This is a genomic window from Psychrobacillus sp. FSL K6-4046, from assembly GCF_038624605.1.
GTDB lineage: Bacteria > Bacillota > Bacilli > Bacillales_A > Planococcaceae > Psychrobacillus.
In genome coordinates this window covers 389,454-405,832 of the sequence record NZ_CP152020.1, presented here as the reverse complement: position 1 = coordinate 405,832, position 16,379 = coordinate 389,454, and the positions used below count along the sequence as shown (strand labels likewise).

Annotated in this window: 16 protein-coding genes; 4 read left to right on the top strand and 12 right to left on the bottom strand. The window is 35.7% G+C overall.

What is annotated here, in order from left to right:
* The first annotated feature begins 62 nt into the window (after window positions 1-62).
* The 3 genes from MKY09_RS02055 to MKY09_RS02045 all read left to right on the top strand — a co-directional run bounded on the left by MKY09_RS02055 (window position 63) and on the right by MKY09_RS02045 (window position 2,593).
* A complete protein-coding gene (locus MKY09_RS02055; RefSeq protein WP_342567445.1) occupies window positions 63-1,040 on the top strand; it encodes a HAMP domain-containing sensor histidine kinase in 978 nt (325 codons plus the stop codon).
* Between the two features lie 42 nt (window positions 1,041-1,082).
* Entirely contained in the window at window positions 1,083-2,366 is a 1,284-nt protein-coding gene (locus MKY09_RS02050; protein ID WP_342567444.1) for a HAMP domain-containing sensor histidine kinase, read from the top strand.
* A gap of 77 nt (window positions 2,367-2,443) precedes the next feature.
* Window positions 2,444-2,593 carry a YfhD family protein gene (locus MKY09_RS02045; protein ID WP_169359095.1) on the top strand — a complete coding sequence of 50 codons (150 nt, stop codon included), beginning with the start codon at window positions 2,444-2,446 and terminating at the stop codon, window positions 2,591-2,593.
* Window positions 2,594-2,641: 48 nt separating this feature from the next.
* Here MKY09_RS02045 and MKY09_RS02040 read toward each other — a convergent pair whose 3' ends face one another.
* From MKY09_RS02040 to MKY09_RS02005, 8 genes are all read right to left on the bottom strand, one after another.
* Window positions 2,642-3,739 (bottom strand): Ger(x)C family spore germination protein, encoded by a 1,098-nt coding sequence (locus MKY09_RS02040; protein WP_298471100.1) that lies wholly within the window; start codon window positions 3,737-3,739, stop codon window positions 2,642-2,644.
* Window positions 3,732-4,772, bottom strand: a complete 1,041-nt coding sequence (locus MKY09_RS02035) for a GerAB/ArcD/ProY family transporter (protein ID WP_342568202.1) — start codon at window positions 4,770-4,772, stop codon at window positions 3,732-3,734. The genes MKY09_RS02040 and MKY09_RS02035 overlap by 8 nt, the downstream gene beginning before the upstream one ends.
* A gap of 53 nt (window positions 4,773-4,825) precedes the next feature.
* A complete protein-coding gene (locus tag MKY09_RS02030) occupies window positions 4,826-6,298 on the bottom strand; it encodes a spore germination protein (protein ID WP_342567443.1) in 1,473 nt (490 codons plus the stop codon).
* Window positions 6,299-6,421: 123 nt separating this feature from the next.
* The gene (locus tag MKY09_RS02025; protein WP_298471104.1) at window positions 6,422-6,838 is read right to left on the bottom strand and encodes a pyridoxamine 5'-phosphate oxidase family protein; all 417 of its coding nucleotides are present in this window, start codon (window positions 6,836-6,838) and stop codon (window positions 6,422-6,424) included.
* Window positions 6,839-6,909: 71 nt separating this feature from the next.
* Entirely contained in the window at window positions 6,910-7,782 is an 873-nt protein-coding gene (locus MKY09_RS02020) for a patatin-like phospholipase family protein (protein WP_342567442.1), read from the bottom strand.
* Between the two features lie 142 nt (window positions 7,783-7,924).
* Window positions 7,925-8,089 carry a hypothetical protein gene (locus MKY09_RS02015; RefSeq protein WP_169359100.1) on the bottom strand — a complete coding sequence of 55 codons (165 nt, stop codon included), beginning with the start codon at window positions 8,087-8,089 and terminating at the stop codon, window positions 7,925-7,927.
* Window positions 8,090-8,237: 148 nt separating this feature from the next.
* Window positions 8,238-8,381 (bottom strand): hypothetical protein, encoded by a 144-nt coding sequence (locus MKY09_RS02010; protein WP_298471108.1) that lies wholly within the window; start codon window positions 8,379-8,381, stop codon window positions 8,238-8,240.
* 30 nt (window positions 8,382-8,411) lie between these two features.
* Window positions 8,412-9,131 carry a gamma-glutamyl-gamma-aminobutyrate hydrolase family protein gene (locus MKY09_RS02005; protein ID WP_342567441.1) on the bottom strand — a complete coding sequence of 240 codons (720 nt, stop codon included), beginning with the start codon at window positions 9,129-9,131 and terminating at the stop codon, window positions 8,412-8,414.
* 147 nt (window positions 9,132-9,278) lie between these two features.
* On the opposite strand from MKY09_RS02005, the gene MKY09_RS02000 reads away from it, so the two are divergent.
* Complete coding sequence (locus MKY09_RS02000; RefSeq protein ID WP_169359103.1) at window positions 9,279-10,154, top strand: SDR family oxidoreductase; 876 nt, start codon at window positions 9,279-9,281, stop codon at window positions 10,152-10,154.
* Window positions 10,155-10,222: 68 nt separating this feature from the next.
* Here the strand turns inward: MKY09_RS02000 and MKY09_RS01995 are convergent, their stop codons facing one another.
* The 4 genes from MKY09_RS01995 to MKY09_RS01980 form a co-directional block, all read right to left on the bottom strand.
* Window positions 10,223-11,617: a SpoVR family protein gene (locus MKY09_RS01995; protein WP_169359104.1), complete on the bottom strand. Its 1,395-nt coding sequence runs from the start codon at window positions 11,615-11,617 to the stop codon at window positions 10,223-10,225.
* A complete protein-coding gene (gene yhbH, locus MKY09_RS01990; RefSeq protein WP_342567440.1) occupies window positions 11,617-12,771 on the bottom strand; it encodes a sporulation protein YhbH in 1,155 nt (384 codons plus the stop codon). Before yhbH ends, MKY09_RS01995 begins: the two co-directional genes overlap by 1 nt.
* Window positions 12,772-13,253: 482 nt before the next feature.
* Window positions 13,254-15,149 (bottom strand): PrkA family serine protein kinase, encoded by a 1,896-nt coding sequence (locus MKY09_RS01985; RefSeq protein WP_169360167.1) that lies wholly within the window; start codon window positions 15,147-15,149, stop codon window positions 13,254-13,256.
* A gap of 142 nt (window positions 15,150-15,291) precedes the next feature.
* Entirely contained in the window at window positions 15,292-16,176 is an 885-nt protein-coding gene (locus MKY09_RS01980) for a DUF4349 domain-containing protein (RefSeq protein ID WP_342567439.1), read from the bottom strand.
* Window positions 16,177-16,379 lie beyond the last annotated feature (203 nt).

Genomic DNA, 16,379 nt, shown 5'->3' with positions numbered 1-16,379 from the left:
CGGATGAATTAATGTTAGATTTACGAATTGTCCCTTTACTTATAGGAAGCCTCTATTTTAGGTTGAGTCCAATTTTGGGCGCAATCGTCATTTTACTAAGAGGTCTACATGGAATAGATTTAGGTTTCTATATGACTCTTACGATCAATGGCATACTAAGTATTGCATTATGGATAGTATCTCCTTATTTTATGCGATTAAAATCTAAATATCGTATAATTTGTTCCTCCTTTTTAGCTCTTATGATGAGCCTTTTTATATTATTAGTTGTACTAAACACTAGTGGGAGCGCACATACTTTAGATTTATATATAGCATATATAGTTATACCACCACTTGGCATTGCCATTATTACATATATTATTGAAGCCTTTGAAAAAATTAATACCCAAAGGAAGCTTTTAATAAAAGTAGAAAAAAAAGAAGCCGTAGAACAAATGGGTGCGGCTATATCACATGAAATTAGAAATCCTTTAACTTCAGCAATTGGATTTGTCGAATTATTAACTAGAGAACCGCTAGATTCTGAAAAAAGCAAGCAATACCTTGCTATTTTAAAAGACGAACTTGATTTGGCTGAGAAAATTATTCAAGATTATTTAACCTACTCTAAGCCTATAACGGAACATACAAAAGAATTGAATATTCAAGAGGAACTCCCTATTGTTCTAAAGCTTTTACAACCATTAGCCAATTATTATTCAGTTAAGATTGTCTCTGATTTATCGTCTACTAGTTTAATAGACGGAGATCGTGCAAAGTTCCAGCACACATTCATAAATATCATTAAAAATAATATAGTTTCCTTAACAGATGGAGGCGTTATATCTATCACAACTAAGGAGACTAAAACCAAAATTCTTATTACAATAACTAGTCCTACCACAGAAAATCAAATGGAATCTAAAGTACTAGACACATCCATTGATTTCGGTATTATAAGAAACATAAAAGGTACTGTTCGAACGAAGAGAACCGAACAGGAAACTACTTATTACTTTACCTTCCGCAAACAAAAAACTTCATATATATTCTGGTAAAGTTTTAATTCACATTCAATCTTTCTGAAAAGAGGTAATACTATGGAGCTGACGCTACATTTTTTTTTCAACCTATCTCTTTTAATAGTATTACTTTTTTTCAGCTTGATTTGGCTTGAAAATACGAAAAAGGTACAATTCATTGCGACGCTGTATTGTTTCGCCAGCCTCATAATTTGCTTCGGATTTAGCTATCCTTTATCTGAAAATATCTTATTGGACTTAAGAAATATTCCTTTTGTAATTGGTGCGCTTTATATTGGTCTAGGTCCATACCTAGGTCTAACAGCAATTATTATTAGAGCCTTTTTTGGAATAGATTTAGGATTTTGGGTAGCAGTATCTTATTATGCAATTTTCTCTCTTATTTTATGGAAGATACACCCTTGGTTTTTGGGAAAAAATAGAGAACAACGAATTTGGATAGCAATAGGCTTTATTTATATCGTAGGAATTTATCAAACCACTCCTTTACTTTTTATGTTAGATGGTTATGACATACTTGATGTAAGTTTTGCATTTTTATTTTTACAACCTTTAGGAGTAGGGATGATCACCTACTTTTTAGAGGAGGTTGATAAATTTACAATCTACAGACAGCAACTTGTAACTTTAGAAAGGCAAGGAGTTGTGGAAAAGATGGGTGCCGCTATCTCTCATGAAATACGCAATCCATTGACTGCTGCTATAGGTTTTGTCCAACTTTTACATAACGACTCAATTTCAGCAGACACAAAAAGGCAGTATTTATCTATCGTTAAAAGTGAGCTTCAGTCAGCTGAAAGAGTTATTCAAGATTATCTTACAATTTCTAAAGTTGATCCAGAAACTGAAAACACTATTCTCATCAACAAGGCATTAAATCAAGTCATACAAATGCTTATACCACTGGCACAAAATAGGACCGTTGAAATAATTACAGATTTCACAGAGGAATCCATAATTATGGGTGATAGTCAAAAATTTCATCAAAGCTTAGTTAATATTATGAAGAATGGAATAGAATCTATGTCTTCAGGAGGAATTTTAACTGTGGGGACAGAAGCTACGCCTACGAACGTCGTCATCACGATCAAAGATACTGGTTCAGGAATGACTGATGAGCAATTAAGTCGTTTAGGAGAGCCGTATTACTCTACAAAAGGGAACCAAGGAACTGGTCTTGGTATATTGGTTGTTTTTAGCGTTATCCGTGCAATGAATGGAAATATTCATGTAGAGTCCGAGGTAGGCGTTGGAACTACCTTCGAATTAAATTTTAGATCGTCGTTAGCTTACATTCCACCTGTAGTGGAACAAGAGAAAGGAAAAATGATTTCTAAATAAGTTTTATTCCCAGGAGTAAAATTACCTTTTCTTCTCATCTTAATAAAGAGAAAATTTTAGAAAGGGAGTATCACATCATGGGTAGAGACGACAAAAAGGGAAGTAGTAATAACACTGGTTCCTTACCTCAGACACCAAAGAATATGAAGATTAAGCCTAAGGATGTCCGAGAAGAATTTGCTCGAGAATTTGCAGAACTAAGACATTCCTCTAGAAAAAATAAATAGTATGATAAGCAGGAGGACTGGATATTCATGTCCTCCTTAAATTATTTTCTAGTGAAGTACACCTGTACTTAAAATAGACATATCAACCTCAATATCCCACTTCATTTTACTTATAGTTTTACGGGTAAGCTCGGTATCCCACTTAACTCGCTGATGTCGACGTACGTTTTCTGTCAATCCAATGGGATCGACCTCTAATTTTTGCATTTCTTCTAAGAAATCATTGATTTTTTTTTCTAAATCCTTCTCTGCATCTTTTTCTAATCTTTCCATGATTTCCGGGTCTTTAAAGGAAGCACTTTTACCTTTATACTCTGACATCGTTCCCTCTATCTTAAGTATAATTTTTAATCTTGGGGATTCTAAGCTTTTATTACTTATAATTTTTACGCTGTTATCAATGAAATCAAGTAAGAGTGTATCTCCTCCCCCTACCTTTAAGGTAAAAGGAGATAATTTTTTCTTCCCCTGTATTGCTTGAATATATAAAGCATCATCTGGGTGAAGTACGTTTTCCATATGATCCCCTTTAAATAAGGCGACACCAGTTAACTCCAACTTTTTCCCTTTAAGTTCAATTACAGGCATAATTGAATCTATATTAGGATTAGTTTGTGTATACATCAAGTCATGTATATTAGTATTTGGGTTAAATGCTAAGTTTACACTTGGCTGGAGCAGGTCAGTGACATAGTTTATGACGCTTGCCTTGTCCGTATAGTCCTGTCGCATTAACTCCTCAGCGCTACCTTTTACAATAGCTAGCAAAACCTCATTGCCTACTTGTGTGTTTCGGTATAAATGCTTGATTACTTCTTCAACCTTTCCACTAGTAGCAAATTCCTCACTAAATAAAATGACACGTAATTGATTTAGAACTACTTTTTTCTCTGTTTTTTTCTCAATGTCAACCATTCCTGTTGTGACTAATTCAGTTGTAGTTGTATAAATTTGTGTTCTTTCATTAGCATACTTGGATTTTTGAGGAATGGCTGCAGTTAGTTTATAAGTTCCTTCTCCCTCATAGTCAAATCCGAGAACTCCTACCATATCAATACCTTCAATCGGCACCTTCTTTTCATTCAAATTGCAGCCCGTCAAAAAAATCATTCCTATTAATAATATTAAAATGATTTTTTTACTCATGATTCCACCTGCTTTTTTTAATGAAGTGAAGGGCAATTAAAATAATTGGCCACAGTAATAATCCATAACCAATTCTATAACTTACAATAAAAGCCCTCTCTAAATTTTCATGAGAAAGCGGTAGCGTGAGGATTACGAAAATGGTGGTAGCTATTATATAAACGTGGGAACTTTTTCTTTTGGATATAATAGAATTTACACCTTTCATAGAAGCCCAGATATATCCTGACACAGATGAAAGCACTAAAAATACCCACAAGGTAATACCAAAAATATCTATTCTCTCCACAAAAGAAAATCCCCCTGCTTTAAATAGATGTAAAACAGAGTACTGAACATTGCTTAGCTGCCATTCAGAAAAATACATGACACTTACCAGGGTAGTCAAGAAGAACAAAGATACACTAATCCAAATACCTATTAATGCATGCTTAAACGCTTTTTGTTTATTAATAATATAAGGAAAGAATATTAATATTACCTCATATCCGAATACAGTATTAAAGCCTTGGTCAAATGCCACAAAAAAATCATTCCAACTATGATTAAACAAAGGGAAAACATGGCTTATATCGCCTTTATTTATAGACCATTTTAAAAAGTAAACCATCGGTATTGTAATAAAAAATGCCATTATACAAAATCTAGCAACATTTTTTATACCACCATTAACGATATACAATACCAATAGCAAAACTAAAATAAGAGGTATGCTTGTCGTTTGTTCTTGGAGAGCCGTGCTTTGAATCAGCTGTACATAATTGCTGACCTTTGCAGTTGCAAGTAAAATTAACTGAATGACTATAAAGGCGTTAATACACTTCCCTAAAGACTTACCTAATATTTCTTCATTAATCTCAAACAAGTTTTTTGCATGATATTTTGAACATATCCAGATCATTGGCCATAGAGATATACTTGCAATTACTCCAAATAGAATTGGCATCAAAGCCTGGCTGTATCCTAGACTACTCAATCTTTCAGGCAGTGACAGAACTCCTGTACCAAACATAATACTCTGTACCAAAAAAATGACATGATAGCCTTTTAAACTCTCTTTATTAGCACTCAGGTATGTTCACCTACCTATATACTTCGTTTTTTGGAACGAGAAATGCCGCTTTTCCGCTTTAAGAAAGATATTGGAAAACGTACAACACTATCCATCAAGTCAGACACCCTTCTCGGTATAACGGGTGACATAAATGGCGTACCGAGGGATTTTACTCTTAATAAGTGGGCAATTAGCCATGCAAATGCGAGCATTTGACCAAACAAACCAAAGATACCAGCTGAAAGTATAAAGACATAACGAATAGTCCTGCTCGTATTACTCATATGGAAAACCGGTGGAAGGAAGGACAACAGAGCAGAAGTAGCCACAATAACGATTAAAATATTACTGACAAGGCCAGCTTCAACTGCTGCAGTACCAATAACAATCCCTCCAACAATCCCTATCGTTTGGCCAATTTTCGCTGGCATCCTGGCTCCTGCTTCTTTTAATACCTCTACAATTAGTTCAATAAATAACACCTCAAAGAGAGGAGAAAAAGACACTTTCATTCTAGATTCTTGAAGATTTAAAAGGAGCTCATAAGGAAGCACCTCCTGGTGAAAGGTTAATGCGGAAATATAAGTTGGAGTAATCATAATGGTTAAGAAAAAACCAAAAAATCGAAGAGATCTAACTAAGCTAGCAGATGGCCAGCGATTATAATAATCCTCCGCACTAATGAACATTTCTAAAAAGGAGGTTGGGCATACAAGAGCTGCTTGACTGTTATCCATTAAAATAACTATTCTGCCATCTGCAAGGTAATGTGATGTGGTATCCGGTTTTACAGTCATATAATATTGAGGAAATAGTGAATAGGGATTATCTTCTATTAATTGCATAAGAGTAGAAATATCAAAGAACTTTGGATAATCAAGCTTGGTTAAACGACTCTTTAATTGCTCGAGAGATGTTCTATCTACTAAATCATCTATATATATAATAGTGATTTTCGTATTAGAAACGCTTCCTATTGTTAAGTCTTCATTTTTAAGCATGGGATTAACTATTCGTCTTTTAACAAGCGAAAGATTTGTCTGTATGGATTCAGTAAATACATCTTGAGGGCCAATGAATGTACTCTCCATCTCTGAAGTAGTTACTTCCCGCTCCTTTACACTATACGTATGTATACTTAACAGTCGGTTTGTCTCATGGAAGTATAATAACGTTTCACCAGTAGCAAGTTTTTGTGTAATCTCATCAATATTGGAGGGGTTCATATGTTCTGCCACCTGATGTATTTGGTGAATATAATTTGCTAAAGGAATTAAAACCATTATTTCTAAAGTTTTGCTATCTGTTAAGGATTGAGAAAAAATAATCGTAACAATGCCTTCGTTAGTTGGGATATTTTTATATAAAACGTCATTATTATCTTTAGTAATCTCTTTATAATACCTAATCCTTTTTTCAACCAAAGCATTCGTCGATGTGGTACCATCCATAAAATATGCAAGCATCGGCTTTTTTACTAATTTCATCTTTGTTATAAGAATCACTTGCCCTTCCTATAGATTTGATTAGTTTGTCCATTTATATTTTATGTATGCAAGTGAATCTATTGGATTCTTTACTAGCATATAAAAACACTCAAAACTTTGTCGTTTTGAGTGTTTTAGAGTTTAAAATTCAACTATTTCTGGACCTTCGCCTTTTGTATTCATAACTCTAACTTGTGTTGGAGTAATTTTCAAAATGATTAAATCCGGATCATCTGGACCTTTAAACCATCCTTTTAAAGCATCATTCCAAACCTTTTCTTTCATCGATTCGTCATCCGATTCCTCGACCTTCCCTTCAATTTCCAGGAAGGAATCACCTAATCCTTTTCCATCGTACCCTAGGAGGATGTGTGTGTATGGGTTAAGTTCAATTTCTTCTACTTTATGCGTTTTCTTACTTGTTGCGGTATAGAGGATAAAGTCGTCATTAAAGAAGGTCATATATCGGGAATGCGGTTTATTTTGCTGCACTGTCGCCATAGTACCAATCATATTACTATTTAATATTTTTAGTGCTTGTTCTTTTGCATTAGTCATATCAATCTCTCCTTCCCTTATTGTCTTTATTATTCCTTTTTGGTAAATAAACTAAACATTCTTAAATGCTATTACCAGGTTTTCAAAAATCGAGTGGTTGATTCTCTTCCCTTTTGCAATAAATCTAGCTTAGAATCATAATCTAATTCAAATTGGGTAGCATTATATTCATCTGCCGGTATAAATATTATATTTCGTTCAATCTTTCGTGATATATATCTTGTATCATGAGCGTCCTTCATTGTTGTAAATAAGCTTTCAAATAAGTCGAGTCCATTTTTTATTTTTTTTGGTTGCGGCTCTTCAATATTTGCGCTAAGTCGGATACCTAAAACTGGTCTCTCTTTTAACCCATTTTCAAATATCCACATTGGGAAGTTACTCAGCACACCGCCATCAACCACCACTACGTCTCCAATATTCGATTTTAATTTGATTGGTTCAAAGAAAAAGGGTATTCCACAGCTCATCCGCAAGGCCCTACTTACTAAAAAAGTATCTGGTTCGATTCCATAATTTTTTAAGTCATCTGGTAGGACAATCATCTTTCCATTAGTTAAATCTGAGGCAACTAGCTTTAACGAGCCTGGAGGTAGATCTCCAAAAGTATAAATACCTTTATAAGCCAATTTCTCTAAAAACCAATCCTCCAATGCCTTTCCTTGATACAAGCCTAAACCCCAATATAAATTTAACCACTTTGTAAACGGAAGTGGAATTACTGTCTTCCGTGGATCCAATAGCTTTTGGAAGTTTTGACTCATCATTAGCTCTTCCATTTCTCTGCCGTTATAGCCTGCAGCTATAAAGCAGGCAAGTATTGCTCCTGCACTAGTTCCCGCCACACGCTTTAGACGATATCCTTTCTCTTCCAAAACTTGATATGCCCCAACTAGGCCAATCCCCTTCATCCCACCACCTGAAAATATCCCATCTATATACATACTGCACCCTTCTCTCTAAAAAAGTTGTTATATCACTCTAAGAGAGAAGCAATCGAATTAGAACATATATCGACAAATAAGATGAACAAAAATGTTGATATGTATATATATGGAATAGAGGTGGTTACCATAAAGTGATTAATTATTTGTTTGAATTATTTTTTGTTTCCTTTTGTTGGCTGTTATTGTGTTTTTTTGCTTCTGTATTCTGCCCTATCACACCCATATCATTTGGACTGATGTCATATCCATAACCATACTCTTCACGATCTAACTTATTTTTATGATTTTTCTTTTTATCATTCATGAGATTTCACCTCCATGAGAATAAGTTGTACTATTAAATAGTTATTATGCTTAAAATAAGTTGAGAAAATAAAAGAAGGACCGTTGTGACATACGCCATAACAATCCTTCTTTTATTAGTATTTTTGACCTTCTATATACGATATTAACTACTTATTATTTTTATTTTCTTCTTTCCCACCTGGCTTGGTAATATCTTTCTTATCCGCATTGTTCTTATCTGTCTCTTTAAAATCGTCAGGATTCAAATTAGAATTGTATTCCATATCATTATCCTTCTTATCTTTACCCACCAATTTCACCTCCTATTTTTAATAGGTATGCTATTTGTTAGTTTTTCTTTCAATTGCTGCTTCTACAAATTTTCTAAACAACTTTTGTGAAGGCTCATCACCAACTAGAGCAAATTCTTCAGGATGCCATTGGAATCCATAGATAAATGAATGATTTTCACTTTCTACTGCTTCTACTATACCGTCTGGTGCACTAGCCACTACTTTCAACCCATCTCCAAGCTTATTTACGCCTTGATGATGAAATGAATTTACCTTAAATTCCTCTTCTTGTAACATTTGATATACCTTACTTTTACTATCTAGCTTAACCGGATGTGATCTGTGCGTTCTTATTGAATTTTGCCTATGCTGTAAAGTATATTCTTCTCTTTGCTCATGAATAGACTGGTGTAAAGATCCACCCATCACTATATTAAGCATATGCAAGCCTCTACAAGTCCCAATATATGGCTTGTCTAACTCTAGAAATTTTTGCACAAGTGCAAATTCCATTTTATCAAGTCGTGGAGTAATTCGTTGCAAGTGAAGATGTGGCAACTCACCATAATAAGAAGGATCAATATCTTCTCCTCCAGTTATAATCAACCCGTCTATTTGCTGACATAACTGGTCTATATCTTTATCAGGAATGAGTGGTATAAGTAAAGGAATACCTCCTGCTTGTAGAACTGTATCTGAATATACTGAAGACAAGTAATAACTTTTATCATCTTTAACTTCAGCAGTAATACCTATTATTGGTTTCATATTAGATTCCCCATTTTTTTAAATTTCATGCTCTATATTAATACCCTTGTTTGAATTTGCTAAACTTGTGTCAGTCTTTTTATCTAATGTTTGTCTTTATTTCATCTGGGAATACATTTATTAGAGATCAATAAAGGAGGACTCAACATGAGTAATGACAAATTCGAAAAAATGGAAGAAAATATCAAAGGACAAACACAGAATCGTCAACCAGGTTTTGAAAATGAAATGAGTCCAAAACCTATTTATGATGATGAGAATTATAAAGGTTCTGAAAAGCTAAAAGGAAAAGTCGCTTTAATCACAGGAGGAGATAGCGGTATTGGTAAAGCAGTTGCAATTGCTTATGCAAAAGAAGGTGCAAACGTCGCTATTGCGTATTTAGATGAACATGAGGATGCAAAAGAAACAGTAAAGCTAGTTGAAAACTATGGAGTTAAAGCAAAAAGTTTTGCTGTAGATATTAGCGATGACGAAAACTGCGAAAAGTTAATAGAGCAGGTTATTGAGGAATTTGGCCAGTTAAATGTTTTAGTAAACAACGCAGGAAAACAGTTCCCAACGATGAATTTCTTAGAGATTACTCCAGATCAATTACAGGAAACTTTCTCTACTAACATATACTCTATGTTCTATCTAACACAGGCTGCTCTTCCGCATATGTCTAAGGGGGACACAATTGTAAATACATCATCAGTGACAGCATACCGAGGTTCTGCTGAGTTAATCGATTACTCGGCAACAAAAGGAGCAATCACTTCCTTCACACGCTCCTTAGCATTAAATCTAGTTGAAAAAGGTATACGTGTAAATGCCGTCGCACCTGGGCCAATATGGACCCCACTTATTCCAGCAACTTTTGATGCCGAGAAGGTAGAAAATCATGCTGAAAGCAATCCAACTGGCAGAAGAGGTCAGCCATCAGAAAATGCACCTGCCTATGTCTTCTTAGCATCTAATGACTCCACGTATATTACAGGACAAACTATTCATGTTGATGGTGGAGACTTCGTAGGTTCATAAAATTATATAAAATTTAAAGAGGATGATCGTTTATATTCACGATCATCCTCTTTTTCATATTAAAGTATTTACATAAGGCTCTTTGAAACTTTTTTTCCATCATAAGTATAGAGCACTGGTTTTTTCTCGACAAAGGTTTCCATATGAATAGAACGCCCCCACAGCTGGTAGATATATGGAAGCACATGCTCCAAATAATGCGCATCTAATTCCACACCTTCATAATTGTGCTTTAGATGCAACTCCCCGTTTCTAGAGAAATCACCATTTTCTACTACAATGTAGGGGTAGCCACCATTTTCACGGCTCGCTATTATTTCATCTCTGACATTCTCATAATCCTTATCAGTTATTTCATAGTTCCCATTTTTCTTTTCAAATAAGTAAAGGTCCTCTTGTTTAACTAACTCTTTTGTCAAATAATTTCTGATAAAGGAAATATCAGACTCTATTTCCCGTACTTCAAACAACTTTTCTCTCCCTAGCCCTGGTTCAATTCCAATTCTTCTCATTTCAGCTGTAGGGGAGTCATACCTTTTCTCTATATCCTCAAAAATTTTGAGTCCTAAATAATACGGATTTATGGACGTCTTGGAAGGTTGCACAACATTTGCATTTAACTTGGCAAATTCAATGGTTTCATCTGAAGTCAAATCCATTTCTCGGAGAATTCGCTGATGCCAAAAAGTTGCCCATCCCTCATTCATAATTTTTGTTTCGAGCTGCGGCCAAAAATAAAGCATCTCTTCCCGCATCATCGTTAAGATATCACGTTGCCAATCTTCAAGCTCCCGACTATACTCCTCTATAAATAATAGCAAATCTTTTTCTGGTCTGGGCGGGAACTTTTTTCGATAAGGCTGAACCAACTTATTTTTTTTCTTTTCGTCTAAATCCCATAAATCATCATACTCACTTTTTCTTTTTTCCTCTATTTCTTCTTCCTCTAAGTCATAACTAGGAAGCTTAGGACGGACAATCGAAGAATCAATATGTTCTTGAATAGCTAATACTGCGTCTAAAAATTGTTCTACCTCTTCTTTTCCATGAACCATTTCATAGTGTGCAATTCTCTCGGCAGTGGCAGTCATGCTTTCTACCATATCTCTCCGTGTGTTAGAGAAGCGAACATTATTCTTGAAAAAATCACAATGCGCAAGTACATGAGCAATAATTAGCTTGTTCTGAATAAGGCTATTCGTATCTAATAGAAATGCATAACAAGGGTTCGAATTGATCACTAGCTCATAGATTTGACTAAGCCCAAAATCGTATTGCATCTTCATTTTATGAAATTGCTTCCCAAAGCTCCAGTGTGCGAAACGAGTTGGCATCCCATATGCGCCGAATGTATAAATAATGTCTGCAGGACATATTTCGTATCTCATAGGGAATGTATCCAATCCAAAACCAGATGCAATCTCAGTTATTTCGGCAATTGCATATTGTAGTTTTGTGTCCATCACTTTACTCCCTTTTTAAAAATACTTTTTAACGCAGCATATACATCTTTATTGTTTCTAATTACGTGGTGTCTAAATTTTGGATTTTCTATTGTCTTATATGTGTTCATCAAAGTGGAATAACGATTGTGCTCATTAACTTCCCCATACCCAAATATTTGAGATACCTTCATTAATTCGTTAACTAGTTTCATACATTTTTCATTATCACTAGTCATATTTTCTCCATCTGAAAAATGAACTGGATAAATATTATACCGAGAAGGTGGATACTTTTCCTGTATTAACTCTAATGCCTTCTGATAAGCAGAGGAACATATGGTACCTCCACTCTCCCCCTTTGTAAAGAACGCTTCCTCAGTAACTACCTTTGCTTCTGTATGGTGAGCAATAAATTCAATATCTAATGCTTCGTATTCCATTCGTAAAAATCTAACCATCCAAAAAAAGAAGCTACGTGCACAATACTTTTCAAAAACTCCCATTGAACCACTTGTATCCATCATAGCGAGAACGACTGCTTTTGATTCGCGCTTAACAACTTCATCCCAAGTTTTAAAGCGCAAATCATCCTGATGAATAGGTGCAATTGCCGCTTCTCCCTTAAGAGCATTTCTCTTAATAGCTGTAATTAATGTCCTTTTCTTATCAATATTACCCATAAGACCTTTTTTCCGAATATCATTAAACTCAATATGCTCGGTTACTATTTCGGATTTTTCTTTATCCTCTAGACTAGGTAGCTCCATGTCACTAAAAAGAGCATTTTCAATCTCTTCCATGGAAACCTCTGCCTCATAGTAATCTTGCCCTGCCTTGTCTCCAGCTTGCTTACCAGTTCCTGTGGCCTTTCCTTCCCCAGGCCCCTTAGCGACAACATCACCTATCTGACTGTCTCCCTTACCCTGGCCAACATGCTTAGAAGAGTCGTAGTTATATCTTATTTTATATTCATCCAGGGATCTAATAGGGATTTTTATAACGTCTCGTCCATTTGACATGATAATACTTTCATCACTTATTAAGTCTGGTAAGTTGTTTCTTATTGCTTCCTTGACCTTTTCCGTGTGGCGTTGCTGATCTTGATGTCCTTTGCGATGGAGTGACCAATTCTCTTGTGAAATAACGAAGGGATTTTTCTCTTTTTCATTCAACCTCAACACCTACCTATTTTTTATCATATGCCGGTGCAACAAAGTTATTGCCAAAGTTTCAAGAAAAGCGCAGGCGCCTATCTCTGCCCCGACAGGCAAATGGAGAAAAGCGAGGAGGCAGCTCCTCAGCCACCACAGCTTTTATCCATTTGACCCCGAGGGGCAAGGCACCGGAGCTAGACAATCAGAAAAGCGCAGGCGCCTATCTCTGCCCCGACAGGCAAATGGGGAAAAGCGAGGAGGCAGCTCCTCAGCCACCGGAGCTTTTATCCATTTAACCCCGAGGGGCAAGGCGCCGGAGCTAGACAATCAGAAAAGCGCAGGCGCCTATCTCTGCCCCGACAGGCAAATGGGGAAAAGCGAGGAGGCAGCTCCTCAGCCACCGGAGCTTTTATCCATTTGACCCCGAGGATAGTTACAATCCAAATTAGTATAAAAAAAACAAGACCAATGAAACATATTAGTCTTGTTTTTTCATGGCTTTATCGATTAAGAAGACTTCCTACATAACGTAATAATTCATTGGCTGAAGTAGAATTATATCCGTGTTCATCAATCAATCTAGCAACTACTTCGTTTATCTTTTTCAAATGAGCTTCATCTGGCGTTTTCGTAGATGTAGTAATTTTCACTACATCTTTTAAATCAGCAAATAGTTTCTTTTGAATTGCTTCTCTTAGGCGTTCATGGGAATTATATTCGAAACGCTTCCCTTTTCTTGCATAGGCTGAAAGGCGAATTAATATCTCTTCTCGGAATCCTTTTTTTGCATTTTCAGATATGCCTATTTGTTCTTCTATGGAGCGCATTAATTTTTCATCTGGGTTCATCTCTTCGCCAGTTAATGGATCTCTCATTTTGTTCTTGTTACAAAATGCTTCAACATTGTCCAAATAATTATTCATTAGCGTTATTGCCGACTCCTCATATGAGTAAACAAAAGCCTTCTGAACTTCTTTTTTAGCAATCTCATCGTATTCTTTTCGTGCAATAGCAATATAGTTTAAATACTTTTCTCGATCCTCTTCAGAAATAGAAGCATGCTGATCAAGACCTTCTTTTAACGCACGTAAAACGTCTAATGCATTTATAGAAGGGATTTCTTTTCTTATAATGGCGGAGGAAATGCGATTAATCACATATCGCGGATCAATTCCATGCATTCCTTCCGTAGTAAATTCTTTTTTAAGCTCTTCAACATCAATTTCATTAAAACCTTCAATGTTTTCCCCATCATACAACTTCATTTTCTTCACTATATCGATTCCTTGTTTCTTTGGATCCTCTAATCTTGTGAGTATAGAGAATATAGCTGCCGCCCTTAAGGCATGGGGAGCGATATGGACATGGTTCATATCACTTTCTTTAATCATCTTTTCATAAATTCGTTCTTCCTGGCTAACCTTCAAGTTATAAGGAATTGGCATTACAATAATACGTGAATGTAGCGCCTCATTCTTTTTATTAGAGATAAACGAACGATATTCCGTTTCATTGGTATGGGCTACAATCAGCTCATCTGCACTGATAAGCGCGAAACGACCAGCTTTGAAATTACCCTCCTGCGTTAGAGATAGTAGATGCCACAGGAATTTTTCATCCAGCTTCAGCATCTCCTGAAATTCCATCATTCCTCTATTAGCCTTATTTAGCTCCCCATCAAATCTATATGCTCTTGGATCAGATTCAGACCCAAACTCAGCAATTGTTGAAAAGTCAATGCTTCCAGTTAAATCAGCGATATCTTGAGATTTTGGATCAGATGGAGTAAAAGTACCTATCCCTACCCTTTTGTCCTCTGAAAAGAAAATCCTCTCCACTAAGACATCTTCTACTTTACCGCCATACTCCTGCTCCAGCCTCATCGAGTTCAGAGGTGATAGACTACCTTCTATTCGAATTCCGTATTCCTCAAAAAAGTCTTCTCGAAGATGAGTTGGGATTAAATGAAGCGGATCCTCATGCATAGGGCACCCTTTAATAGCATAGACAGCACCCTTATCAGTTCTTGAATATTCCTCAAAACCTCTCTTCAACAATGTAACAATAGTAGATTTACCACCACTCACGGGACCCATCAACAATAAAATTCTTTTCCGAACATCTAAACGCTTTGCTGCCGGATGGAAATACTCTTCTACCAGACGCTCTAACGCTTCGTCTAAACCAAACATTTCCTGTTCAAAAAACTTATAGCTTTTCTTTCCATTTTCATCCGAATGCCCCGCACTTTTAATCATGCTGTATACTCTTGCATGTGCAGTTTGAGCAACTTCTGGTCTTTCTTTCAGAATCTCCAAGTATTCCCTGAACGTACCTTCCCATTTCAGCTGGTTTTCCGCTTCTCGATAACCTTTAACCTTACTTAAGATATCCATGTTTCCCTCCATTCAGGGGCATCTTTTATACATAATATGACGGGAAGGAATTAATGATACATATAACTTTGTAGTTGTCTCTTATTTGTTTATACCTATCGCTATTTCATCTCCTTAAATTTTTTCTATTGAATGAAGGTCATTATTTATCTTTCCTTCTTTTTCTTATAAACCAAATACTCAAAAAGGAAACAATACCTATCACTAATAAGACTGGTAAATTGCCTAATAGAAACACTATAATCCCCGATCCAATCATTAATAGCGCATTCACACTTTGAACAAATTGCTTCTTTGTCTTCTCCCATGTGTTTAATTCCTTATTTTCAATACTTGGTACGATTACGCGATCCTCATAAAAGTTCAGCTCTATTGTGGAAAAGGAAGTTTGATTATCCAAATATTTAATCTTCCCAACTATTACTTCTATTTCTTCTTGTACTTTTGCCAAGTCAGCTGAAATCTTTAAAAGATCCTCCGTTTTTTCTGCACTTTCCATAAATACTAGCAATCGAGCTTCTACTGCTCTTTTTGATTTTAATCGGGACTCTAAGTCTACATACTGCTCTGTTACGTCTTCCCCCGTTATATTCCTCTCTAATACCTTAGTTACCTGTCCTTCAGCTTCTGATAAAAAAGTCTCAAAATGCTCCTCAGGTACTCTGACAACCATACGTCCATGACTACGAGAATCACTTTCTTGAAAAATATTAGATTCTACAATATATCCGTTATATTTACTTACTTTTTCTGTGATTTTTTCTTGAGCTACCGTTAGTTCTTTGACGTTTGCACTAATATTAGCCTTATGAATAATTTTCCTTTGAGAAATAGTTGGGTTCGTTGTACTTTCCTCTGCTGCAGTAATACTCTCTTCCTTTGAAGAATCCTCTGCCTCACCGATATCATTTGAATACTCTACATCCTTCATAGACTCTGTTACAGCTGCCTTTTCCTCGTCTTGTGCACTGCAGCCAGCTAAAAATATAATAGCTATAAATACTAGAATAATATTAAGTCTAGACACTTCTAAAAACCCCCTTTGTTTTAAATAATAGACGTTTGTGAAGAAACTTCGTTACAACCCTCCCGTTTAGCACACTATCAAGACACTCTACTAGCATATGAGAAATTTTTACTTTTCTTCTAAAAAAGCTTAATAAAATGGAATATTCCGATAGAATATAAGAAAAGCGCAGGCGCCTATTCCTGCCCCGACAGGCAAATGGG

Coding starts and splice junctions, on each gene's coding strand:
- MKY09_RS02050 (WP_342567444.1), top strand. CDS start 1,083: ATGGAGCTGACGCTACATTTTTTTTTCAACCTATCTCTTTTAATAGTA.
- MKY09_RS02040 (WP_298471100.1), bottom strand. CDS start 3,739: ATGAGTAAAAAAATCATTTTAATATTATTAATAGGAATGATTTTTTTG.
- MKY09_RS02000 (WP_169359103.1), top strand. CDS start 9,279: ATGAGTAATGACAAATTCGAAAAAATGGAAGAAAATATCAAAGGACAA.
- MKY09_RS02005 (WP_342567441.1), bottom strand. CDS start 9,131: ATGAAACCAATAATAGGTATTACTGCTGAAGTTAAAGATGATAAAAGT.
- MKY09_RS02045 (WP_169359095.1), top strand. CDS start 2,444: ATGGGTAGAGACGACAAAAAGGGAAGTAGTAATAACACTGGTTCCTTA.
- MKY09_RS02025 (WP_298471104.1), bottom strand. CDS start 6,838: ATGACTAATGCAAAAGAACAAGCACTAAAAATATTAAATAGTAATATG.
- MKY09_RS01995 (WP_169359104.1), bottom strand. CDS start 11,617: ATGGACACAAAACTACAATATGCAATTGCCGAAATAACTGAGATTGCA.
- MKY09_RS02020 (WP_342567442.1), bottom strand. CDS start 7,782: ATGTATATAGATGGGATATTTTCAGGTGGTGGGATGAAGGGGATTGGC.
- MKY09_RS02015 (WP_169359100.1), bottom strand. CDS start 8,089: ATGAATGATAAAAAGAAAAATCATAAAAATAAGTTAGATCGTGAAGAG.
- MKY09_RS01985 (WP_169360167.1), bottom strand. CDS start 15,149: ATGGATATCTTAAGTAAGGTTAAAGGTTATCGAGAAGCGGAAAACCAG.